Source organism: Hyalangium sp., assembly GCF_035629615.1.
In the GTDB taxonomy this organism is placed as follows: Bacteria; Myxococcota; Myxococcia; order Myxococcales; family Myxococcaceae; genus Hyalangium.
On the sequence record NZ_DASPHO010000373.1, the window covers coordinates 1 to 17,999 of the forward strand.

The window sequence follows — 17,999 nt, forward strand, 5'->3', positions numbered from 1 at the left end:
TGTTGGAGATGCTCCTGACCGTGGCGCCGGAGTTCTCCTCGCAGGAAGGGAAGCTGTCTCTCGGAGCGCTCTTCCAGCGATTCACCGATCGCTCGTTTCGGAGCGAGACCCAAGAGCCTTCGGAGACCGAGAAGAAGGGAAGCTTCCTAGAGCGGCTCGCGCATGAAACGCGGAGGCTCCCACGAGGCCGGATCCACGCGAGCAAGCTCAAGGGGCTGTTGGAAGCACGGCATGGCAGGGTGGCTTCTGATGGCGCCACAAGCCTGGAGGTGGAACTGGGCACGCTGCCCTTCTTCACTCGGGACCGATTGGGGTACTACCAGTTCAAGTTCAAGCTCTTCGAAGAGTTCTTCTATGCGCGGCATCTGCTGCGCGCGGCTCGCGGCAAAGCGCTGGCAAATGCGCTGGATGCGCCTCCGCTCGCCTCCGAATGCGCAGCCTTCCTGATCGACCTCGCCGCTGACGAAGATGTGGAGGCACTTCGGGCGGGCGTAAGACAGGTGCTGTCCGATAGCTACGTTCCACTGGTCAGTGAGAATGCACTCCGCCTTGCGTACGAGTGGAGCTGCGGCGTCGCAGGAGGATCAAACCGGCGCAGTCAGCAGGAGATGCGACGACTCGTGCCCAATCGGGCGAGCTTGGAGGGAGCGGACCTCCGCAGCGCCCGGCTGGCTCTGGCTTGGCTCGAAGGGGCGAGGCTTGAGGGGGCGAGGCTTGAGGGGGCGGATCTGACGGGCGCGAACCTCCGGGGAATTGAGGGCCGAGGACTTCAAGCACGCGGCTGTACCCTAGATGAAGCGGATTTCAGCCAAGCCCGACTCCAAGGGGCGGATCTCTCCGGCAGCACGGCTTTCAACCGCGCTCCGCTGTTCGAGGAGGTTGATCTCCGTGGAGTTCGGCTTTTGGGGACGGCGTGGCAGATGCCTGCCCTACGCAGGGCTCGACTTGAGAGTGCCGACTTGTCGCTGGCCCGTTGGCGCACGAGCCGGGCAGTTGACGGGAGCGAGGCGTTTCTTGTTCCCGTGCTTCCAGGCGGTGTCAGGGACTTGGCGGTTTCGCCGGATGGGGCTCTGGTGGTCGCTTGCGGAAGCCAGGAACCAGTCCTGTGGGACTTGGCCTCAGGGCGTCCGTTGGTCGCGTTCACGGGTCATACGAAGCTCGTGTCCCGAGTCGCATTCTCCCCCGATGGCACATGCATTGCCTCTGCTTCTGCGGATGGAACGGTGGGAGTATGGGCTGTTGCCGCTGGAGGTCTTCTCCGGCTGCTCCGAGGCCATCAATCCCATGTGACTCAGGTCGCGTTTTCGCCTGATGGGAATCTTCTTGCGTCCTGCTCTCGAGATGGGACAGCTCGCCTCTGGCGCGTCAGCACGGGCGAACCGGTGTCGGTCATCGACGCCCATTCTGACTGGGTGGAGAGTGTCGCCTTCTCTCCGGATGGTGCATGGCTCGCGACAGGCTCGAGAGACCGATCTATCCGCATCTGGAGGGTTCCCAGTGGGACACATGTTTGCACGTTGGAGGGGCACGAGAAACGCGTCAGATCGCTCGTGTTCAACCCGCGATCTCCACGCCAGCTCATTAGTGGCGCCGAGGATTCGAGGCTTAAGATCTGGGACCTGGATCAGAAGAAGGTAGTGAGAGACCTGTCCGCCAATGACGAAGAGATCAGGTCTGTTGCTTCCAACGGCGAGTACATCGCCGCCATCACTTCTCAGGAGCTACTCGTGCTCTATAGCTCGGCGTCAGGGGCCCGGGTAGGAGCCAGGCGTTTTGAGGGGCGAGGTAGCGGGTTGGCGTTCATGCCTGGAGAAGAAGGCCAGATTGCCATCGCTACGACTCAGGGAGTGTGGCTTGAACGCCCAGAGACTCTATGGACAGGGGGGCCGCGAGTTCGAGGTGCTGAGGGGCTGTGCGTGGTCTTTCTGCCAGAAGGGTACGTTGCGTTGGGAGGCGGAGGAGGCGCAAGAATTTGGAATACACGTACCGGGGCAGCCCCACGCGTACTCCCCACGGGAGAAGGGCAGGTAGTGTCACTTGCTGCATCTCCAGGAGGAACAGAACTGATCACTGCCTCTATAGACGGACGTGTACAACTCTGGGACCTGGCAATGGGCAAGCCGGTAAAGGAGGTAACGAAGCGCGAGAGCTGGTGCTTGCTTGCTCTCGCTCCAGTGGGCGGACGCTTGGCGCTGGCAGATGCAAATGGCGTCAGCGTCTGGGACCTGAAGGTGCCGCGACCCAGAAAGATCTTCGAACTGGATGGACTCAAGAGTCCATCCATGGGGATTGGTTTCTCTCCGGACGGGAAACTCCTGGCCACGATTTCCGGGGGGCGGATCGTTAGACTATGGGACGGTCAGACGGGCGCTGCCATCCGCTCTTTGGAAGGCCACGCTGACACCGTAGAAGCCGTGGCATTCTCCCCGCTGGATCAAGTGCTAGCGAGTGCCAGCCGTGACGAAACAGTGCGGGTGTGGAACTTCTCGGATCGAGAGGCTACCTTTGCGCTGAACGGCCATGATGCAGTGGTCCTCTCGGTTGCTTTCTCTCCCGATGGGAGCCTCCTCATCAGCGGTTCCTGGGATTGTACGGCCCGAGTCTGGAGCGTTCAGGAGCGAAAGCAGGTCGCGTTACTCGAAGGACACGAGGCAGGTGTAAGGAACGTCGCCTTCTCGCCGGAAGGCGATCGTGTCGTCACACTCTCCAATGGAGGAACCGCGCGGCTCTGGGACACCCGGACGTGGCGGCTTCTGGCGACCTTCGTCTGGCTGGAGCCTGGCTGGGCCACCCTGGCCGGTTCCTACGCCTTGACTTCCCCCGATGCGGACACCGACAGACTCGCCGTTCGGGCTGGAGCGCAGTACGCGCCGTTGACGCTGTTCAAGGATCAATGCGTCCGCCCAGATCTCGTTCAGGCCGCGTTGGCGGGACAGCCGGTCGAACCCCTGAAGCTCGAGCTCGGCGCGGCGAGCCGTGCGCTCCACCCTCAGGATTCCTGAGCGAACGGCCAGCGCAGCCCCAGGCTCCGTCAGTCGGCCGGGCGCCGCTGGCCCGGGCCTCCCGTGCGCGAGAGGTTCTCCGCGGTGGTGATCAGCGCCAGGTGGCTGAAGGCCTGCGGGAAGTTCCCCACCAGCCGCCGTCGCTCCACGTCGTACTGCTCTGACAGCAGCCCCACGTCGTTGCACAGCCCGAGCAGCCGCTCGAAGAGCTCGCGTGCCTCCTCTCTGCGGCCCATCAGCGCCAGGTTGTCCACCAGCCAGAAGGAGCACGCCAGGAAGACGCCCTCGCCTGGGGGCAGGCCGTCCTGGGTGTGGCGTGTGTCGTAGCGGCGCACCAGGCCGCCGTGGCAGAGCTCGCGCTGGATGGCCTCCACCGTGCCACGCACGCGAGGGTCCTCCGGCGGCAGGAAGCCCACCACCGGGATCATCAGCAGGCTCGCGTCCAGCTCCCGCGAGCCATACGCCTGCACGAAGGCGTTGCGCTTCGCATCGAAGCCCTGCTCGCAGACCTGCGCGTGGATGCGCGCGCGCAGGGCACGCCACGCGTCCAGTGGCCCCTCCAGCCCGTAGGCCTCGGCGCTCTTCACCGCCCGATCCACCGCCACCCACGCCATGATCTTCGAGTGGGTGAACTGCTGCCGCCCACCACGCACCTCCCAGAGCCCCTCGTCCGGCTGCTCCCAGCACCGCTCGATGTAGTGCAGCAGGTGGCGCTGCAGATCCCAGACTTCCTCATCCGAGGGCACGCCGGCGCGGCGCGCCTGGTGGAGGCAGTCCATCACCTCGCCGAAGACGTCGAGCTGGAGCTGCTGCACCGCTCCATTGCCGATGCGCACCGGGAGGGAGCCCGCGTAGCCGGGCAGCCACGGCAGCTCCAGCTCCACGAGGCGGCGCTCGCCCGCAACGCCATACATGATCTGCAGCTCGTCGGGCTCTCCGGCCACGGCGCGCAGCAGCCAGTCGCGCCAGGAGTGGGCCTCCTCGGTGTAGCCGGCCTGCAACAGTGTCAGCAGCGTGAGGGTGGCGTCGCGCAGCCAGCAGTAGCGATAGTCCCAGTTGCGCACGCCGCCCAGGTGCTCGGGCAGGGAGGTGGTGGGCGCAGCGACGATGCCACCCGTGGGCGAGTAGGTGAGGGCCTTGAGAGTGATGAGCGAGCGAAGGACCTCCTCACGCCAGGGGCCCTCGTAGGTGCAGCGCTCGGACCATGCCCGCCACCACGAGCACGTCTCCTCCAGGGCGCTGAAGGCGTCCACGGAGCGGGGCTGGCGCTCGTGAGACGGAAACCAGGTGAGGACAAGGGAGTGCCGCTCGTTCTCGGCCACCGTGAAGTCGGAGGAGACGCAGCCATCGGCCACGCGCAGGGGCAGACGGGTGCTCAACAAGGTGGCGTCGGGCCCGGCCTTGGCGGAGACACCGCAGGAGGTGGTGCGCAGCCACGGGGTGCGATCGCCGTAGCCGAAGCGCAGCGAGGCCTCCATGCGCATGGGGACGCGGCCTCGCAGTCCTTGGACGATCCGGACGACGTCCGGCGCATGGTTGCGAGGAGGCATGAAGTCGATGAGGCGCACAGCGCCCTCCGCCGTCTCGAAGTCCGTCTCGAGCACGAGGGTGCCGGGCCTGTAGCGGCGGCGGACGGAGAGGACAGGAGCGGTAGGGGCGATGTGCCAGCGGCCATGGCGTTCATCGCCGAGGAGCGCGGCGAAGCAGGCATCCGAGTCGAAGCGGGGCCAGCACAGCCAGTCGATGGAGCCGTCCGTGCCCACCAGGGCCGCGCTGTAGGTGTCGCCGATGAGGGCATAGGCTTCGAGAGGCAGCGCCATGCCAGAAAGCTGGAGAGCCCCTGCGTGATTGGCGGGCGGGCCGCTGTGCTCCTCTGCTCGCCGGGAGAGCGTCCCCAGCTCAAGTCTTCACGAGGCGGCGGAGGCCTCGGACGGTGGGAGCCGCGGAGGGGGCCAGCGCCGCGCAGATGATGAGGGCACCCAGGACGATGTTGTGGGCCGTGGGCAGCGCGCTGTCGCCATAGCCCAGCACGTTGGGGGCAAGCAGGAGCCAACCGCCGAGCGCAACGTTGATGAAGCTCAGGCGGGGAATGGACGCGCCGAGCAGGGCCACGATGGCGACTGCCATGCCCACGATGGCTTCATTCAAGCGCGCGGCGCGCTCTGCATAGTTGAAGACGAGGGGAGCGACGAAGAGCCAGACCCCCAGGAAGAAGTTCAGCCAGCGAGCCCACATGAGAGGTCCTCCTTTGAGAGGCACCTCAGAGAAGGTGGGCAGCGGAGCGTGCCTCCTGCAAGAAGAGGTGGGGAGGAGCGAGCGCCTGGCATGCTGCTCGCACTCCTCGAGGCTTCCCTACTCCCCGAACACCGTGCCCGCGGTGAGACCCAGCAGTCCCGGGTACTCGAGCTGTCCATGGTGGCCGATGATGTGGCTGTACACGGGGACGCGGAGCGTGAGCCCGAGCTGCACCTTGCTCACAGTCCAGTGCAGCCCACCGCCCACGAGCACGTCCGTGCGGCCCAGGTTGCCGTCCTGTTGGACGACGCCGCCCCATCGCTCGGGCTGTTCGTTGGCGACATCCGCCCCAGCCGAGGCTCGGAGCGAACCCACGAGCTTCACCGCGCCCGACAGGCCCACGCCGAACCGGTGGCCGGCACGGAAGCCATGGGAGTTCTCCGCCACCGAGAGCTGCGCCTGCCCCCAGAGGCGGGTGCTCCAGGAGTCCAAGGTGTGCTCGGCCTCCAGCGCCAGCAGCGGCTGAACGGTGCCGGTGCCGAACTGGACGTGCTGGTGCGGCAGGCCCGCAGCACCGAGCGCGAACGGATCCTCCACGGTCTTCGCCACGGGCACGGTGAAGCCCGCGCGAGCGGAGAGCCGCACTGGCCCCAGCGGCAGGGCGTAGCGCCCCTGCACCCAGGGATCGCCCAGGCCCCAGAGCGTCTCGTTGCGGTGGTGGATGTTCTCGTAGTCGAGCGTGGCGGGCGTGCCATCCAGCCGCCGGAACTGGATGGTGGTGCGGTTCAAGCGCAGCGGCACCTGCAGCTCCACCCCGAGCGCATCCGTGAACGCGTGCTCCATGCTGGCGCGCAGCTCGCCAATGGCGAAGCGCTGATCATGGATCTGCGGCGGCTCATCACGCGAGGCGCAGATGGGGCCGATGTCCGGGCATGCCGACTCGTGCGTGGTGCGCACGGTGGTGGTCAGCAGGCTGAGCTGCACGGACGTCTGTCCTGCCTTCAGTCCGGTGTCCGTGTTCCTCCCGACCGGGAGGTTGGGGTTGCTTCAACCCGCACATGCGGCAGCGCGGCCGGGGAGGGCGAGCGCGAGCAGCCCGACGGCGATGGCGACCCACCTCATCGCGCGGCCCCCTCGGAGATGGCCGCATCGAGCGCGGCGAGGTCCAGGCCCGTCACGCTGCGCACCGGCCGCCCATCCTTCCCATAGATGACGAGGTGGGGGAGGTTGGGGACACCCTCCAGGTAGCGCTTCGCGAGCGGTGTCTCCCAGGAGACGATGTTGAGCTTGCGGTAGGCGACATCCTGGCGCTGGTTGAGCAGGACAAACATGTGGGCATCCACCTTGCGGCAGGGCGGGCACCAGTCCGCGTAGAAGTCGAAGACGGTGACCTTGCCAGGAACGGCGTGCGGGGTGAGCTCCGGCACGTCCTCGCCCTGGAGGGAGAGCTGCTTCAGGTCGGCCTCCGCGGCGAGCGTGGGGAGCGGCTCGAAGGAGAGATCCGGGTGGCACTGGAAGCACTGGGACTCGGGGACGCCGTGCTCACCGCACCAGTCGTTCGCGGCCTTGAAGCGGGGGATGAGCCCGGGGTTGCAGCGGGTGCATGCCTCCTGGGGGACGCGGTGCTCACAGAAGGCCGCATCCGGACGAGACGCGGCGCTGAGGGAGCTGAGCTCCCCGTGAGCCGGCTCGGAGGCGGGCCGGGACGAAGCACAGCTGATGGCGGCGAGCACGGCACCACCGAGGATCAAGGGCTTGAAGAGGCGCATGGGCTGGACCTGGTCTCGTACTATCCCTTGACCAGGTTCTTCAACACGAACCACAGGTTGGCAGGCCGCTCGGCCAGCCGGCGCATGAAGTAGGGATACCAATACCGCCCGTACGGCACATAGATACGCACCGGAAACCCTTCCTTCGCCAGCCGCACCTGCAAGTCCCGGCGGATGCCATAGAGCATCTGGAACTCGAAGGAGCGCGCCGGCAGCCGCCGCCGCGCCGCGTAGTCCAGCGTCGCGTCGATCATCCGCTCATCGTGCGTGGCGATGCCGTGGTACACGCCACTGTCGAGCAGCACGCGCATCACCCGGACGAAGTTCGCGTCCACGTCCCGCTTGTCCTGGAAGGCCACCTCCGGGCCCTCCAGGTACGCGCCCTTGCACAGGCGGATGCGCACGCGCGCGGCGCACAGGGCCCGCGCGTCCGCCTCCGTGCGCCGCAGGTAGCTCTGCAGCACCGCGCCCACGCGCTCCTCGCCGAACTCAGCGTGCAGCGCGCGCACCGTGTTCAGCGTGGCCTGCGTCACCGCGCTCTGCTCCATGTCCACGCGCACGAAGGAGCCGCGCGCCGCCGCCTCCCTCACCACCCCGCGCGCGTTCTCCAGCGCCAGCGCCGGGTTGAGCAGCAGCCCGCACTGCGTCAGCTTCAGCGACACATTGGCCCTCACTCCCTCCGCGTCGATGCGCGCCAGGAGCCGGCGGTACTCGCGCACCTCGTCTCGGGTCTCCGCCTCGTTGCGCACGGCCTCATTGAGGTGGTCGAAGCTGGCCATCAGCCCCTGCGCGTTGAGGGCCTTCACCGCCTCCACCGCCTCCTCCAGCGTCTCTCCGGCGATGAAGCGGCCGGACAGCTCGCGCAGCGGGCCCAGGCGTGTGGCGACCTCTTTCAATCCCTCGCGGCGTGAGAGGAACAGCAGGGCAGAGCGAGACAGGTTCGTGGCGGCGGTCATGTGTTTGACAAATGAGTCAATACTCAGGTCTTAAGAAAAGTGTTGCACCAGGAAGTCGCCCACGAAGGCGTTGAAGGCTTGCGGGTGACTCATGTACGGCAGGTGGCTGGCCTCGCGGAGCACCTCCAGCCGCGCGCCGGGGATGCGGCGGGCCACGTCCCGTGCGTAGCCAAGCGGCACCAGTGTGTCGCGCGCGCCATGGACGAGCAGGGTCGGCACGCGGAGCTGCTCCAGCGCCTCCAGGTAGTCTGCGTCCAGGACGTCCTTCAGCCTTCGCAGCAGCTCCAGTGGAGAGAGCCGGCGGGCCTCACGGACGATCTCCGCGCGCCCCTCGGGCGGCAAGTCTCTGCCACCGAGCACGCGCGCCACCGAGGGCGCGAAGAGGTAGGCGAAGGGCTTGGGCATGCGCACCAGCGTGGAGAGGCTCAGCGCCCAGCGCCGCACGCGGTGGACGCTGGCCACCGGAGACACCAGCACCAGCGCTCGCACGCGCTCCGGGTACGCCAGGGTGAAGGCCAGGGACACCAGGCTGCCAAAGGACGAGCCCAGCAGCGCGAAACGCTCGGGGAGCTGCGCGTCCGGGTGTGACAGCGCCGCCACGTTCCACTGCAGCGGCGTGTGGGTCAGCGGCGTGCTCAGCGTGGGAGTCCACAGCTGCAGCCGCAGCTCCGAGGCCAGCGGCGCCATGGGCGCGAAGGAGCGCCCCGAGGCTCCCAGCCCCGGCAGGCACACCACCGTGCGCGCCACGTCCTCGCTGCCGCTGGGAAAGGTGAAGAGTCGCACGGGGGCACCGCGCACCTGCCGCTGCTCGAGCAGCAGCTCGTAGCCGGGTTGGATGTCCTCCGGCGCGGGGACGAGGCGAGGCGGGTGCGCAGTCACCGTCTCAAGCATGGCACGCCCGCAGCAAAAGCCGCCGCACGCTGTCGGCGACATGGTCCCGGAAGGCCCTCAGGCGAGGCTCAGGCGCGTCCGCAGGCGGTGGCTCGTGCGGCTCGCCCACGGCGAAGGTGAGGCGCACCGGCAGCGGCAGCGGGCCCAGCCCCACCACCAGGGGCATGCGGTACTTCTCCTGGTCAGAGATCCGCAGGCACAGCCGCTCCTCGCCCGGGGGATAGAGGAAGGTGTCATCCACGCCGAAGCCCGCGAAAGGAACTATGGGCACCCTCGCCTGCGCCGCCAGCCGGACGAAGCCCAGCGTCCCCTCCCAGCGCAGCGTGTAGCGCCCGGGCGGACGCTTGAAGGTCTCTCGGGCCCCTCCCGGGTAACACACCACGAGGTGTCCCTCATGCAGGGATGAAAGCGCTTTCTCCTGCGTACCCTCCACCCCGCCCAGCCAGGGAAGCACCGTCCGGATCAGCGGGATGCGGAAGAAGCCCCGCTCGGCCAGGCCCAGCGGATAGCGCCCGGTCGCCTGGTGTATCAGGTGGAAGAAGGCCGGCGTCTCGTAACCCCAGACGCCGTGGTTTCCCACCAGGAGCATCGGACCCTGGGCCGGCAGGTGTTCAGCACCCAGCAGCCGGGCCCGGTGATACAGCGCCGACAGGATGGCGCCCGCCTCGGCCAGACGGAACACGGCTCGGCGCGCGGTGCAGGACAGGGTCTCCACGGAGAAGAAAGATGGGGACGCAGGGCTGCGCTGCCAGCCCACTCCTGGAGCTTCGAGCCAGGCAGCCGGGCGAGCCCTCCCCTCCTGGCCCACAGGAGGGCGGGACACCCGCTCTCTCGGCGCCGGTGACCTTCCGGTGACGTCTGAGTCCCTCGGGCCTGTTGTCCCTCGGGCCGCGCATGCAGATGGTTGAGAAGCCATGGGACCCTTCGACATCCTCGCGGAGCAGCACCGGGAGCTGGAGGAGCGCATCACGGCGCTCGACGCCGACGCCGGCTCCGGCTCGGGTGAGCCCGACGCGTGGCTCGAGCGCTTCGAGGAATTCGCCGCCATGCTGCGGGTTCATGCGCGGCTCGAGGAGCGCTACCTCTCTCCACTGCTGGCCCGGGTGGAGGGGCGCGCCCGGGCCGGCGAGGAGGCCGAGGATCATCTGGCCATGCGCGAGCTCGTGGAAGAGCTCGAGGAGTTCAGTCCCGGAGAAGACGAGTGGTGGGCCCGCTTCATGGCGCTGGAGGATCTGCTCGTCGCCCACGTTCGCGAGGAAGAGGTCGAGCTCTTCCCCCGGCTCGTCTCCGCCCTGGATCAGGAGGAACAGCATGGATTGAGTCACTCGTTTCTCAATCTGAGAGACGAGCTCGTCCCAGAGTCGAACGCCGCGTCGGGCAGCGAGCGATTGCTCGAAGAGCCACGCTGGGACTTCTGATAGAAGTCGAAACAACTTTTTTGTAAAGAGAATCGACAATCTCTCTCTTGAGAGCTATTGAGTGCGCCGAAAGCGTTCCGGCGCTTGATTCATCAGCATCGCTCACACATTTCCACATACAGAGGGGTCCCCCAAGCATGTCCATGTCTGTCGACAAGGCGTTTCGAGAGATGATCAGCAACGAGATCGAGGTCCAGCTCAAGCCCCTGCGCGCAGCGATATCGCGCCTGGAGGCAGGGACGGCGGATCTCGACGGCCTGCGCAGCGTGGCGGAGCGGCTGGCGCCGGTCGCCGCGGCGATGGCGCCGCTGTTCGGCGCGCAGGTCGCGAAGCCCGTCAAGCGAGGCCCGGGGCGCCCGGCGAAGACGGCCGCTGCTCCTGTCAGTGGCAAGCGCCGGGGCCGCAAGCCGGCCGCTGGGGGCGCTCGTGAATGTGCCATCATCGGCTGTGGCTCGCCCAGCCGCACCAAGGGCTACTGCGCGGCGCACTACCAGAAGCTGCGCATGCTGACCAAGACCAACCGCCGCCCCTCCGCGTGGGCGGACTACGCGCCCTCCAACAGCGTGGAGGACGTGAAGCTGCCCCGTGGCCGCGCGGCCGCCAAGGCGCTGGCTCAGGCGAACCAGGGCTCTACCTGATACGTCAGTCGTGAGACATGAAACGTTGAGACAGTTGGATTTGGGACAAAACCTCAGCTCGAGCTGAGCGGGTCCGCAGCCTTGGGGGGCATGTCTCAGCGAGCGAGGGCCGGGGAAGACACGGGAGCACCCCGTGGCCCCCGGCCTTCGTGTTTCTGGCAGCAGGCCATTGCGCCCGGAGGGCTCCTGGAGGCATGAATGCCCGCCTCATGGAAAAGCGCGAGATGGAGCCTGGCATCCTCACGGAGCTGGCCGGCCACACGACGTATGGGGAGTACCTGCAGCTGGACCGCCTGCTGGCCACGCAGGTGCCGCGCTCGCAGCCCCCGCACCACGACGAGCTGCTCTTCATCATCCAGCACCAGACGAGTGAGCTGTGGATGAAGCTGCTCATCCACGAGCTGACGGCCTGCATCCGCTACGTGCAGTCGGACAAGCTGGAGCCCTCGTTCAAGATCTTCGCGCGCGTCGGCCACATCCAGCGGATGCTCTTCGAGCAGTGGAGCGTGCTGGAGACGCTCACTCCCAACGAGTACCTGGAGTTCCGGGCCGCGCTGGGGCACGCCTCGGGCTTCCAGAGCTTCCAGTACCACGCGGTGGAGATGCTGCTGGGAATGAAGGATGCCAAGGTGCTGGGGCCCTTCAAGCACGTGCCGGCGCAGCACGCGGAGCTGGAGCGGCTGCTGGAGTCGCCCAGCCTGTATGACGAGTTCCTCCGGCACCTGGCGCGCGTGGGGCACCCCATCCCCGCGGACCACGCTCAGCGCGACTGGCGCCTGCCCTACGAGAAGAGCGAGGCCGTGGTGGAGGCGTTCCGCCGCATCTACGAGAACACCGAGAAGCACTGGGATGCCTATGAGATGTGCGAGAAGCTGGTGGACACCGAGGAGCGGTTCCAGCTGTGGCGCTACCGGCACATGATGACGGTGATGCGCATCATCGGCTTCAAGCAGGGCACGGGGGGCTCCTCGGGGGTGACCTTCCTGCGAAGGGCCCTGGACACTCGCTTCTTCCCGGAGCTGTGGGACGTGCGCACCGAGCTCTCTCCCCCGAAGGCTCGCCGGCCGGTCCCCTGAGCCCTCCTTCAAGCCACGCGGTGAAGGCAGACACACCCCGTGATGAGTAGTGTAAGGGGTCTCCTACCCTGCAAGTGTTTGGAGTGTCGTCCGGTGAGGAGCCAGGCTTGCAGGCCAGCGCCGCCGGCGCGGCCTACCTTGAGGGCTCGGACACCCTGTCTGGGAGGAGCCCCCCATGGCCGAGCACGAAGTCCCCACCCCGGAGCCGCGGCTGCCGGAGGACGAAGAGCGCTTCAAGCGTCAGGCCGGAGATCGGCCCGTGCCCACCCCCGGCCATATCGGCAACCTGCCGGATGATGCGCCGGCCCCGGGCAAGCCCCTCGTCTACCCGCCCCGCGAGCCGCATTGAGCGCACGGGGCGGAGCCGGGGCGGGTAGACTGAACGGCCCCTATGCCCGCAGAGCCCCTCATTCTCGAGAAGGCCTCCGCTCTCTGCTACCGCCTCTATGACGTCGCGGATGAGATCGATCTGGAGAAAGTCCGCAGGGTGCTCGCCCAGGACGCGCGCCGCCTGAAGCTCTCGCGGGAGAATAGCCAGTACATCCAGCTGCCCAATCCTCCCGTGGCCTATGAGCTGGGCCGGCGCGTGCTGGCCCTGCGCAGCGGGCCTGCCACCGTGGATGCCACCGCGCGCCTCTTCGACCACGGCGCCGTCTCCCTCATCCTCGCCGTCCCCATCCCCGAGGGCACCACCCTCGAGCAGCTCACCGTCCTGGCCGACGAGCTCTACGACAGCCAGGCCCTGGAGGCGCTCGCCAGCGAGCTCCTCGAGGGGGTGCGGAAGACCATCGCCTCTGCCGTGCGCGAGCGGCACACCTGGGAGCAGAACGAGAGCTACACAGTCCTCTTCGCGGAGCGCATCCGCGGAAACCCCTCCGCCGAGGAAGCCGTGGCCCGCGCGGACCTGGCCCGCCTGCTGCTGGGCGAGGTGGGCTCCAAGCCCCTGTCCCGCGCTGAGAGCGAGGCCGTCACCCAGTACCGCTTCAGCTACACAGAGGAGGATCTGGCCGTCATCGACTGGAACAGCGCCTTCGTCTACGAGCCCTCCGGCTCGCGCGACATCCCGGACCTGCTGGAGATCGCCAACGCGCAGCTGCTGGAGTTCCGCTTCTACGATGAGCTGCTGGACGGGCACATCGCCCGCATCCACGATCAGGTGCAGGCGCGGCGGCAAGGCCTCGGGTCGCTGTTCCGCAGCCCCTACCGCGATCTGGTGCGCGAGACGCTCTCCACCCTGGTGGACCTCAACGAGTTCATCGAGCGGGTGGAGAACAGCCTGAAGATCATCGGCGACTTCTACCTGGCCAAGGTCTACGAGGCGGCGGTGCGCCGGCTGCGCATCCCCGCGTGGCAGGCCTCCGTCACCCGCAAGCACCACCTGCTGGAGCAGACGTACGGGCTGCTCAAGGGCGAGGTGGACACGGCGCGCTCGCTCACCCTCGAGGCCACCATCGTCGCGCTCATCGTGCTGGAGATAGCCATGGCCTTCCTCCGCGTCTTCGAGCACTGACGTCTCGTACCTCCATCTACAAGCCGACGCTTGTAGGAAGGGCTCGGCAAGCAGGGGTCTGTCGTGGGAGACTCCCGTCGGCTCGAGACTCCGAACGGCCTGAGCCCTGGGGGGGTGCGCATGTCCATGCCTGAGGGCAGCCTCGTGGCTGCCGTGGAGCGCATGGCGAGAGCGCTGGAGCAGCTCGCCGCGGCATCCTCCGTCCGCGCGGTGCTCGAGGAGGTGGGGCGCGCGGCCATCGCGACGCTGGAGGCCGATCAGGGCTCGGTGAGCTGGCTGGACGCGGATGGCACCCTGCTCACCTGGGCCACGGCCGGGCTGCCCGAGGATGCGGCCGCCGCCTGTGCGGTGCTGCTGTTGCGCCAGTTCTCGCAGACCCACGAGCCGTCCCAGCCCCGCGTGGTGGAGGAGCTGAGCTCCGATGCGCTGCTGGAGAGCGAGCCCGCACTGCGCCAGCGGCTGGAGCCGAGGGCCTTGGTGGCCTTCCCCCTCTGCCTCGCGGATGGCTCCTGCGTGGGCGTGCTCGTGGGGTGGTTCCGCTCCCGCCACGTCGCGACTGAGGACGCGCTGCGGCGCGCCGGGCTCTATGCGCGGCTGGCAGGCATTGCGCTGGGGCGGGAGCGGATGATGCAGGAGGCGCGTCGCTCCGCCGCGTGGGCTCGCGCCGAGGCGGAGCAGGCCGAGGTGCTGAGGATCAGCCGCTTCCAGGCGGTGACGGAGGGCTTCAGCCGCGCCCTCACCCGCCACGAGGTGGCGCGGGTGGTGCTGGATCTGGGCCTGCCCGCGGTGGGCGCGCTGGCCGGGGTGGTGCACCTGCTGACGCTGGAAGGCACGGAGGTGGAGCTCATGGCAGCGGTGGGAGTGGAACCCCACGCGCAGGAGGAGCTCCGGCGGCTGCCACGGGAGGGGAAGACGCCCGGCCACGACGCCGCGCGCACCGCGGCCGCCGTGTGGCTGGCGTCCCCGGAGGAGCTGCGCGCCCGCTACCCAGCGTTCGCCCTACGGCCGGCGGTGGCGGTGTACCAGGCCTTCGCCTTCGTGCCGCTGCTGGCGGAGGGCAAGGTGCTGGGGGTGATCGCCTTCGCCTTCGGTGCGCCGCAGCGCTTCAGTGTGCCGGAGCAGGCCTCCATCCTCGGGCTGGCGCGCCAATGCGGTCTGGCGCTGGAGCGCTCCCTGCTCTACGAGCGCGAGCACACGGCGCGGCTCCAGGCCGAGGCTGCCGAGCAGCGGCTGCGGCTGCTGGCGGACGCCAGCGCCCTGCTGTCCCGCTCGCTCGAGTGGGAGGAGACGGTCAGCGGGGTGGCGCGGCTGGCCGTGGGCCCCTTCGCGGACTGGTGCGCGGTGGATCTGCTCTCGGAGGAACAGACGCGCCGGGTGGCCGTGCTCCACGCGGATCCGGCCAAGGCCCCGCTGGCTCAGGAGCTGATGGGCTACTGGCCGGATCCCGCCCGCGCCTCCTTCATCGACGCGGTGCTGCGCACGGGCCACTCCCACCTGGAGGCCGACTTCACGCCGGAGCTGGCGGCCCAGCGGACGAGCAACCCCCGCTTCCTGGAGATCCTCCGGGAGATCGGAATCCGCTCCTTCATCATCGCGCCGCTGGTGGCGCGCCAGCGCATCCTGGGCGCGCTCTCCTTCGTGCGCGGCGCGGACAAGCCGCCGTATGACGCGGAGGACCTGGCACTGGCCGAGGAGCTGGCGAGCCGGGCCGCGCTCGCCATGGACAATGCGCGGCTGTTCCAGCAGCGATGCGCGGCCGAGGAGGAGAGCCGTCAGAGCGCCGCGCGCCTGCACCTGCTGGTGCAGGTGAGCCAGCTCGTGGCCGAGGCGGGGCTGGATCTGGAGCGGGTGCTGGATGTGCTGGCTCGCGCCGTCACCCAGGAGATCGGCGACTGCTGCCTGCTCCAGCTCGTCTCCGAAGACGGGCAGTTCCTGGAGCTGGCGGAGGTGTACCACTCGGATGCGGGGGTGCGGGAGCTGCTGGAGGAGGTGGTGCGCGTGCGGCGGCTGCGGGTGGGCGAGGGGCTTCAGGGGGCCGCCGTCTCCACCGGGCAGACGCTCTTCCTGGGAGCCATGAGCGGGGCGGCGCTGGAGGGGGTGGGGCCCGAGGCGGCGCTGCGGCCCTACTTCGAGCGCCGGGGGCCCCAGGACGTGATCGCCGTGGCGCTGGTGGCGCGGGGCCGCGCGTGCGGCAGCCTCCTGGTGCTGCGTGATGCGCGCGGCCGGCCCTATGGGCAGGATGATCAGGTGCTGCTGGAGAGCATCGCCAGCCGGGCGGCGCTGGCCATCGAGGACGCCAGGCTCTACGCGGCGGCGCTCGAGGCGCTGCGGCTGCGCGACGACTTCCTCTCCGTGGCCGGCCACGAGCTGAAGAACCCGCTCAACGCGCTCCAGCTCCAGCTGCGCGTGCTGGCGCGCAAGGCCCGCGAGGAGCGGCTCTCGGACAGCTTGGCCGAGCGCGCCGAGCGCGTGGCCCGCACCGGCGAGCGCCTGGGCGTGCTCATCGAGGATCTGCTGGACGTGTCGCGCATCACCGCCGGCCAGCTCCAGCTCCAGCTCAGCGAGGTGGATCTGGTGGCGGTGGCCCGCGAGGGCGTCTCGCGCATGGCCGAGGAGTTCTCCCGGGCCGGCTGCGAAGTCCACGTGGAGGCGGAGCGGCCCGTGGTGGGGCTGTGGGACAGGCTGCGGCTGGAGCAGGTGGTGACGAACCTCCTGTCCAACGCGATCAAGTACGGCCAGGGCCGGCCGGTGCGCGTGTGCGTGGAGGCAGCGCCGGGGCTGGCCCGGCTGTCCGTCCGGGACGAAGGCTATGGCATCCCCCCGGAGGATCAGTCCCGCATCTTCCAGCGCTTCCAGCGCGCCGAGGGCACCCGCCATATCCAGGGGTTGGGCCTGGGGCTGTGGATCTGCCGGCAGATCGCCGAGTCCCATGGGGGCGCACTCCGGGTGGAAAGCGAGGCGGGAAGGGGCTCGCTCTTCACCCTCGAGCTTCCGCGCTCGGAGCCCGCTGCGCCTTGAGCGCCCAGGAGACTCAACCCGCTGGGGTGGTGGGGTACAGCCGTACCCGGGGGGGCAACAAACATGGTTTTTCTCTGGACGTTTGATGAATCCTCGACTTGTGTGCGCGCGCTGGTAAGGACCGGGGGGCTGCCCTCCGGGCCGTCCCAGTCCACTCCCACGCCATCGACTCTGCCCAGATGGATGATCGCATGAACCGACCGACCCTTCTCTCAACGCGAACGGGCGCCCCTGCGGCCCGCCTGAGTCTCCTTGCCGCGCTGGTGCTCAGCACCACTGCCCTGGCCCAGCCGGCCGGTCTGCCCGAGTTCGAAGTGGAGCGCCTGGAGTTCAACCCCAGCGGCGCCGGCTCGCTGCTCATCAACTCCGGCCAGCTGCTGCCCAACGGTCGCTTCCGCTTCTCGCTCATCGGCCACTACGAGAACAAGCCGCTGACGCCTGAGCTGATCGATCCCTCCGCGGAGGGCGGCTTCCGCGAGGTGGTGCTCGTCAGCCACCGCACCACCGGCCATATCGTCGCCGCATACGGCATGGGGGATGCGCTGGAGGTGGGTCTGCAGATTCCCCTCATCCTCAGCCAGGAGCAGGGCCGGGTCGCCAACTCGCCGTTCGGCGCGCCCGAGGGCGGCTTCAAGCTGGGCACGCCCATCGCCAACTTTAACATCGGCGTGCTGAACCAGTCCGAGGCCATCCCCGTGGACATGGCGGCCGGCGTGAGCGTGGGCTTCCCGCTGGGCAGCGACCAGGCGCTGGCGCGTGAGAGCTCGCTGCGCGCCATCCCCCGCATCATGGTGGGCCGAGAGACCGAGGGCCTGCGCGCTGGCTTCGAGCTCGGCGCTGACATGCGCCCGCGCGTGTCGATGGGCGAGGGTGACAACCGCGAGGCCTACAACCGGCTTCGCCTGGGCGCCTCGGTGGCCAGCACCGGCGAGGGCCTGCGCTACGAGGCGGACATCCTCATGTGGATCCCCTTCGGCCGCGAGTTCCTCGCCGCCGAGACGCTGGTGGGCGTGCGCGGCCCCCTGTCCAATGATGTGGAGGTGTTTGCCCTGGGTGGCCTGGGCTTCGGCGACACGCTGGGCAACCCGGACTTCCGCGTGATGATGGGCATGGCCTTCGGTGGCATGCCTCCCAGGTGCGTGGCGGGTGCCAAGCACACGCCCTCTCAGTGCCCGGACCTGGACGACGACAACGACAACATCAAGAACCGCGACGACGCCTGCCCCACCGAGGGTGGCAAGGTGGACGCCAAGGGCTGCCCGCTCAAGGATCAGGACAAGGACGGCGTCGAGGACGTGGCCGACAAGTGCCCGACGGTGGCCGGCGCGGCCTCCGCGCAGGGCTGCCCGGACCAGGACGGCGACAGCGTGCAGGACTCCCAGGACAAGTGCCCGGCGCTGAAGGGCCCTGCGGACCGCGGCGGCTGCCCGGACACGGACGGTGACACCGTCTCGGACCACCTGGACAACTGCATCAACCAGGCGGG

The 17,999-nt window shown here is 68.6% G+C and carries 15 protein-coding genes; 8 read left to right on the forward strand and 7 right to left on the reverse strand.

All coding sequences use genetic code 11. The annotated features are described in order from the left end of the window. Positions 1-20 precede the first annotated feature (20 nt). Complete coding sequence (locus VD972_RS19110) at positions 21-3,002, forward strand: pentapeptide repeat-containing protein (protein WP_324989016.1); 2,982 nt, start codon at positions 21-23, stop codon at positions 3,000-3,002. A gap of 29 nt (positions 3,003-3,031) precedes the next feature. Here the strand turns inward: VD972_RS19110 and VD972_RS19115 are convergent, their stop codons facing one another. From VD972_RS19115 to VD972_RS19145, 7 genes are all read right to left on the reverse strand, one after another. Continuing rightward, the gene (locus VD972_RS19115) at positions 3,032-4,822 is read right to left on the reverse strand and encodes a glycoside hydrolase family 15 protein (RefSeq protein WP_324989018.1); all 1,791 of its coding nucleotides are present in this window, start codon (positions 4,820-4,822) and stop codon (positions 3,032-3,034) included. 79 nt (positions 4,823-4,901) lie between these two features. Beyond that, positions 4,902-5,237, reverse strand: coding sequence for an SPW repeat domain-containing protein (locus VD972_RS19120; protein ID WP_324989020.1), 336 nt, complete (start codon positions 5,235-5,237; stop codon positions 4,902-4,904). Positions 5,238-5,354: 117 nt separating this feature from the next. Next, a complete protein-coding gene (locus VD972_RS19125; protein WP_324989022.1) occupies positions 5,355-6,221 on the reverse strand; it encodes a hypothetical protein in 867 nt (288 codons plus the stop codon). A 134-nt stretch (positions 6,222-6,355) separates the two neighbouring features. Then, positions 6,356-7,006, reverse strand: a complete 651-nt coding sequence (locus VD972_RS19130; RefSeq protein ID WP_324989024.1) for a thioredoxin family protein — start codon at positions 7,004-7,006, stop codon at positions 6,356-6,358. Between the two features lie 20 nt (positions 7,007-7,026). Beyond that, positions 7,027-7,962, reverse strand: coding sequence for a proline dehydrogenase family protein (locus tag VD972_RS19135; RefSeq protein WP_324989026.1), 936 nt, complete (start codon positions 7,960-7,962; stop codon positions 7,027-7,029). Positions 7,963-7,992: 30 nt separating this feature from the next. Continuing rightward, positions 7,993-8,853, reverse strand: coding sequence for an alpha/beta hydrolase (locus tag VD972_RS19140; RefSeq protein WP_324989028.1), 861 nt, complete (start codon positions 8,851-8,853; stop codon positions 7,993-7,995). Then, the gene (locus VD972_RS19145; RefSeq protein WP_324989030.1) at positions 8,846-9,676 is read right to left on the reverse strand and encodes a lysophospholipid acyltransferase family protein; all 831 of its coding nucleotides are present in this window, start codon (positions 9,674-9,676) and stop codon (positions 8,846-8,848) included. The genes VD972_RS19140 and VD972_RS19145 overlap by 8 nt, the downstream gene beginning before the upstream one ends. A 91-nt stretch (positions 9,677-9,767) precedes the next feature. Between VD972_RS19145 and VD972_RS19150 the strand changes: the two genes are divergently transcribed. The 7 genes from VD972_RS19150 to VD972_RS19180 form a co-directional block, all read left to right on the forward strand. After that, a complete protein-coding gene (locus tag VD972_RS19150; protein WP_324989032.1) occupies positions 9,768-10,271 on the forward strand; it encodes a hemerythrin domain-containing protein in 504 nt (167 codons plus the stop codon). 143 nt (positions 10,272-10,414) lie between these two features. After that, positions 10,415-10,909, forward strand: a complete 495-nt coding sequence (locus VD972_RS19155; protein ID WP_324989041.1) for a cell wall protein — start codon at positions 10,415-10,417, stop codon at positions 10,907-10,909. Positions 10,910-11,103: 194 nt separating this feature from the next. After that, positions 11,104-11,985, forward strand: coding sequence for a tryptophan 2,3-dioxygenase (locus tag VD972_RS19160; protein WP_414654087.1), 882 nt, complete (start codon positions 11,104-11,106; stop codon positions 11,983-11,985). Positions 11,986-12,160: 175 nt separating this feature from the next. Continuing rightward, a complete protein-coding gene (locus VD972_RS19165) occupies positions 12,161-12,334 on the forward strand; it encodes a hypothetical protein (RefSeq protein ID WP_324989034.1) in 174 nt (57 codons plus the stop codon). A gap of 42 nt (positions 12,335-12,376) precedes the next feature. Beyond that, positions 12,377-13,495 carry a hypothetical protein gene (locus VD972_RS19170; protein ID WP_324989036.1) on the forward strand — a complete coding sequence of 373 codons (1,119 nt, stop codon included), beginning with the start codon at positions 12,377-12,379 and terminating at the stop codon, positions 13,493-13,495. A 120-nt stretch (positions 13,496-13,615) separates the two neighbouring features. Continuing rightward, positions 13,616-16,513: a GAF domain-containing protein gene (locus VD972_RS19175; RefSeq protein WP_324989038.1), complete on the forward strand. Its 2,898-nt coding sequence runs from the start codon at positions 13,616-13,618 to the stop codon at positions 16,511-16,513. Between the two features lie 191 nt (positions 16,514-16,704). Continuing rightward, on the forward strand, positions 16,705-17,999 hold a 1,295-nt coding region (locus tag VD972_RS19180; RefSeq protein ID WP_324989040.1), incomplete at its 3' end, for a thrombospondin type 3 repeat-containing protein.

Excerpts from the sequence above, each read along its gene's own strand:
- VD972_RS19140 (WP_324989028.1), bottom strand. The coding sequence starts at position 8,853 with ATGCTTGAGACGGTGACTGCGCACCCGCCTCGCCTCGTCCCCGCGCCG.
- VD972_RS19160 (WP_414654087.1), top strand. The coding sequence starts at position 11,104 with ATGAATGCCCGCCTCATGGAAAAGCGCGAGATGGAGCCTGGCATCCTC.
- VD972_RS19170 (WP_324989036.1), top strand. The coding sequence starts at position 12,377 with ATGCCCGCAGAGCCCCTCATTCTCGAGAAGGCCTCCGCTCTCTGCTAC.
- VD972_RS19150 (WP_324989032.1), top strand. The coding sequence starts at position 9,768 with ATGGGACCCTTCGACATCCTCGCGGAGCAGCACCGGGAGCTGGAGGAG.
- VD972_RS19175 (WP_324989038.1), top strand. The coding sequence starts at position 13,616 with ATGTCCATGCCTGAGGGCAGCCTCGTGGCTGCCGTGGAGCGCATGGCG.
- VD972_RS19155 (WP_324989041.1), top strand. The coding sequence starts at position 10,415 with ATGTCTGTCGACAAGGCGTTTCGAGAGATGATCAGCAACGAGATCGAG.
- VD972_RS19130 (WP_324989024.1), bottom strand. The coding sequence starts at position 7,006 with ATGCGCCTCTTCAAGCCCTTGATCCTCGGTGGTGCCGTGCTCGCCGCC.
- VD972_RS19115 (WP_324989018.1), bottom strand. The coding sequence starts at position 4,822 with ATGGCGCTGCCTCTCGAAGCCTATGCCCTCATCGGCGACACCTACAGC.
- VD972_RS19165 (WP_324989034.1), top strand. The coding sequence starts at position 12,161 with ATGGCCGAGCACGAAGTCCCCACCCCGGAGCCGCGGCTGCCGGAGGAC.
- VD972_RS19135 (WP_324989026.1), bottom strand. The coding sequence starts at position 7,962 with ATGACCGCCGCCACGAACCTGTCTCGCTCTGCCCTGCTGTTCCTCTCA.
- VD972_RS19120 (WP_324989020.1), bottom strand. The coding sequence starts at position 5,237 with ATGTGGGCTCGCTGGCTGAACTTCTTCCTGGGGGTCTGGCTCTTCGTC.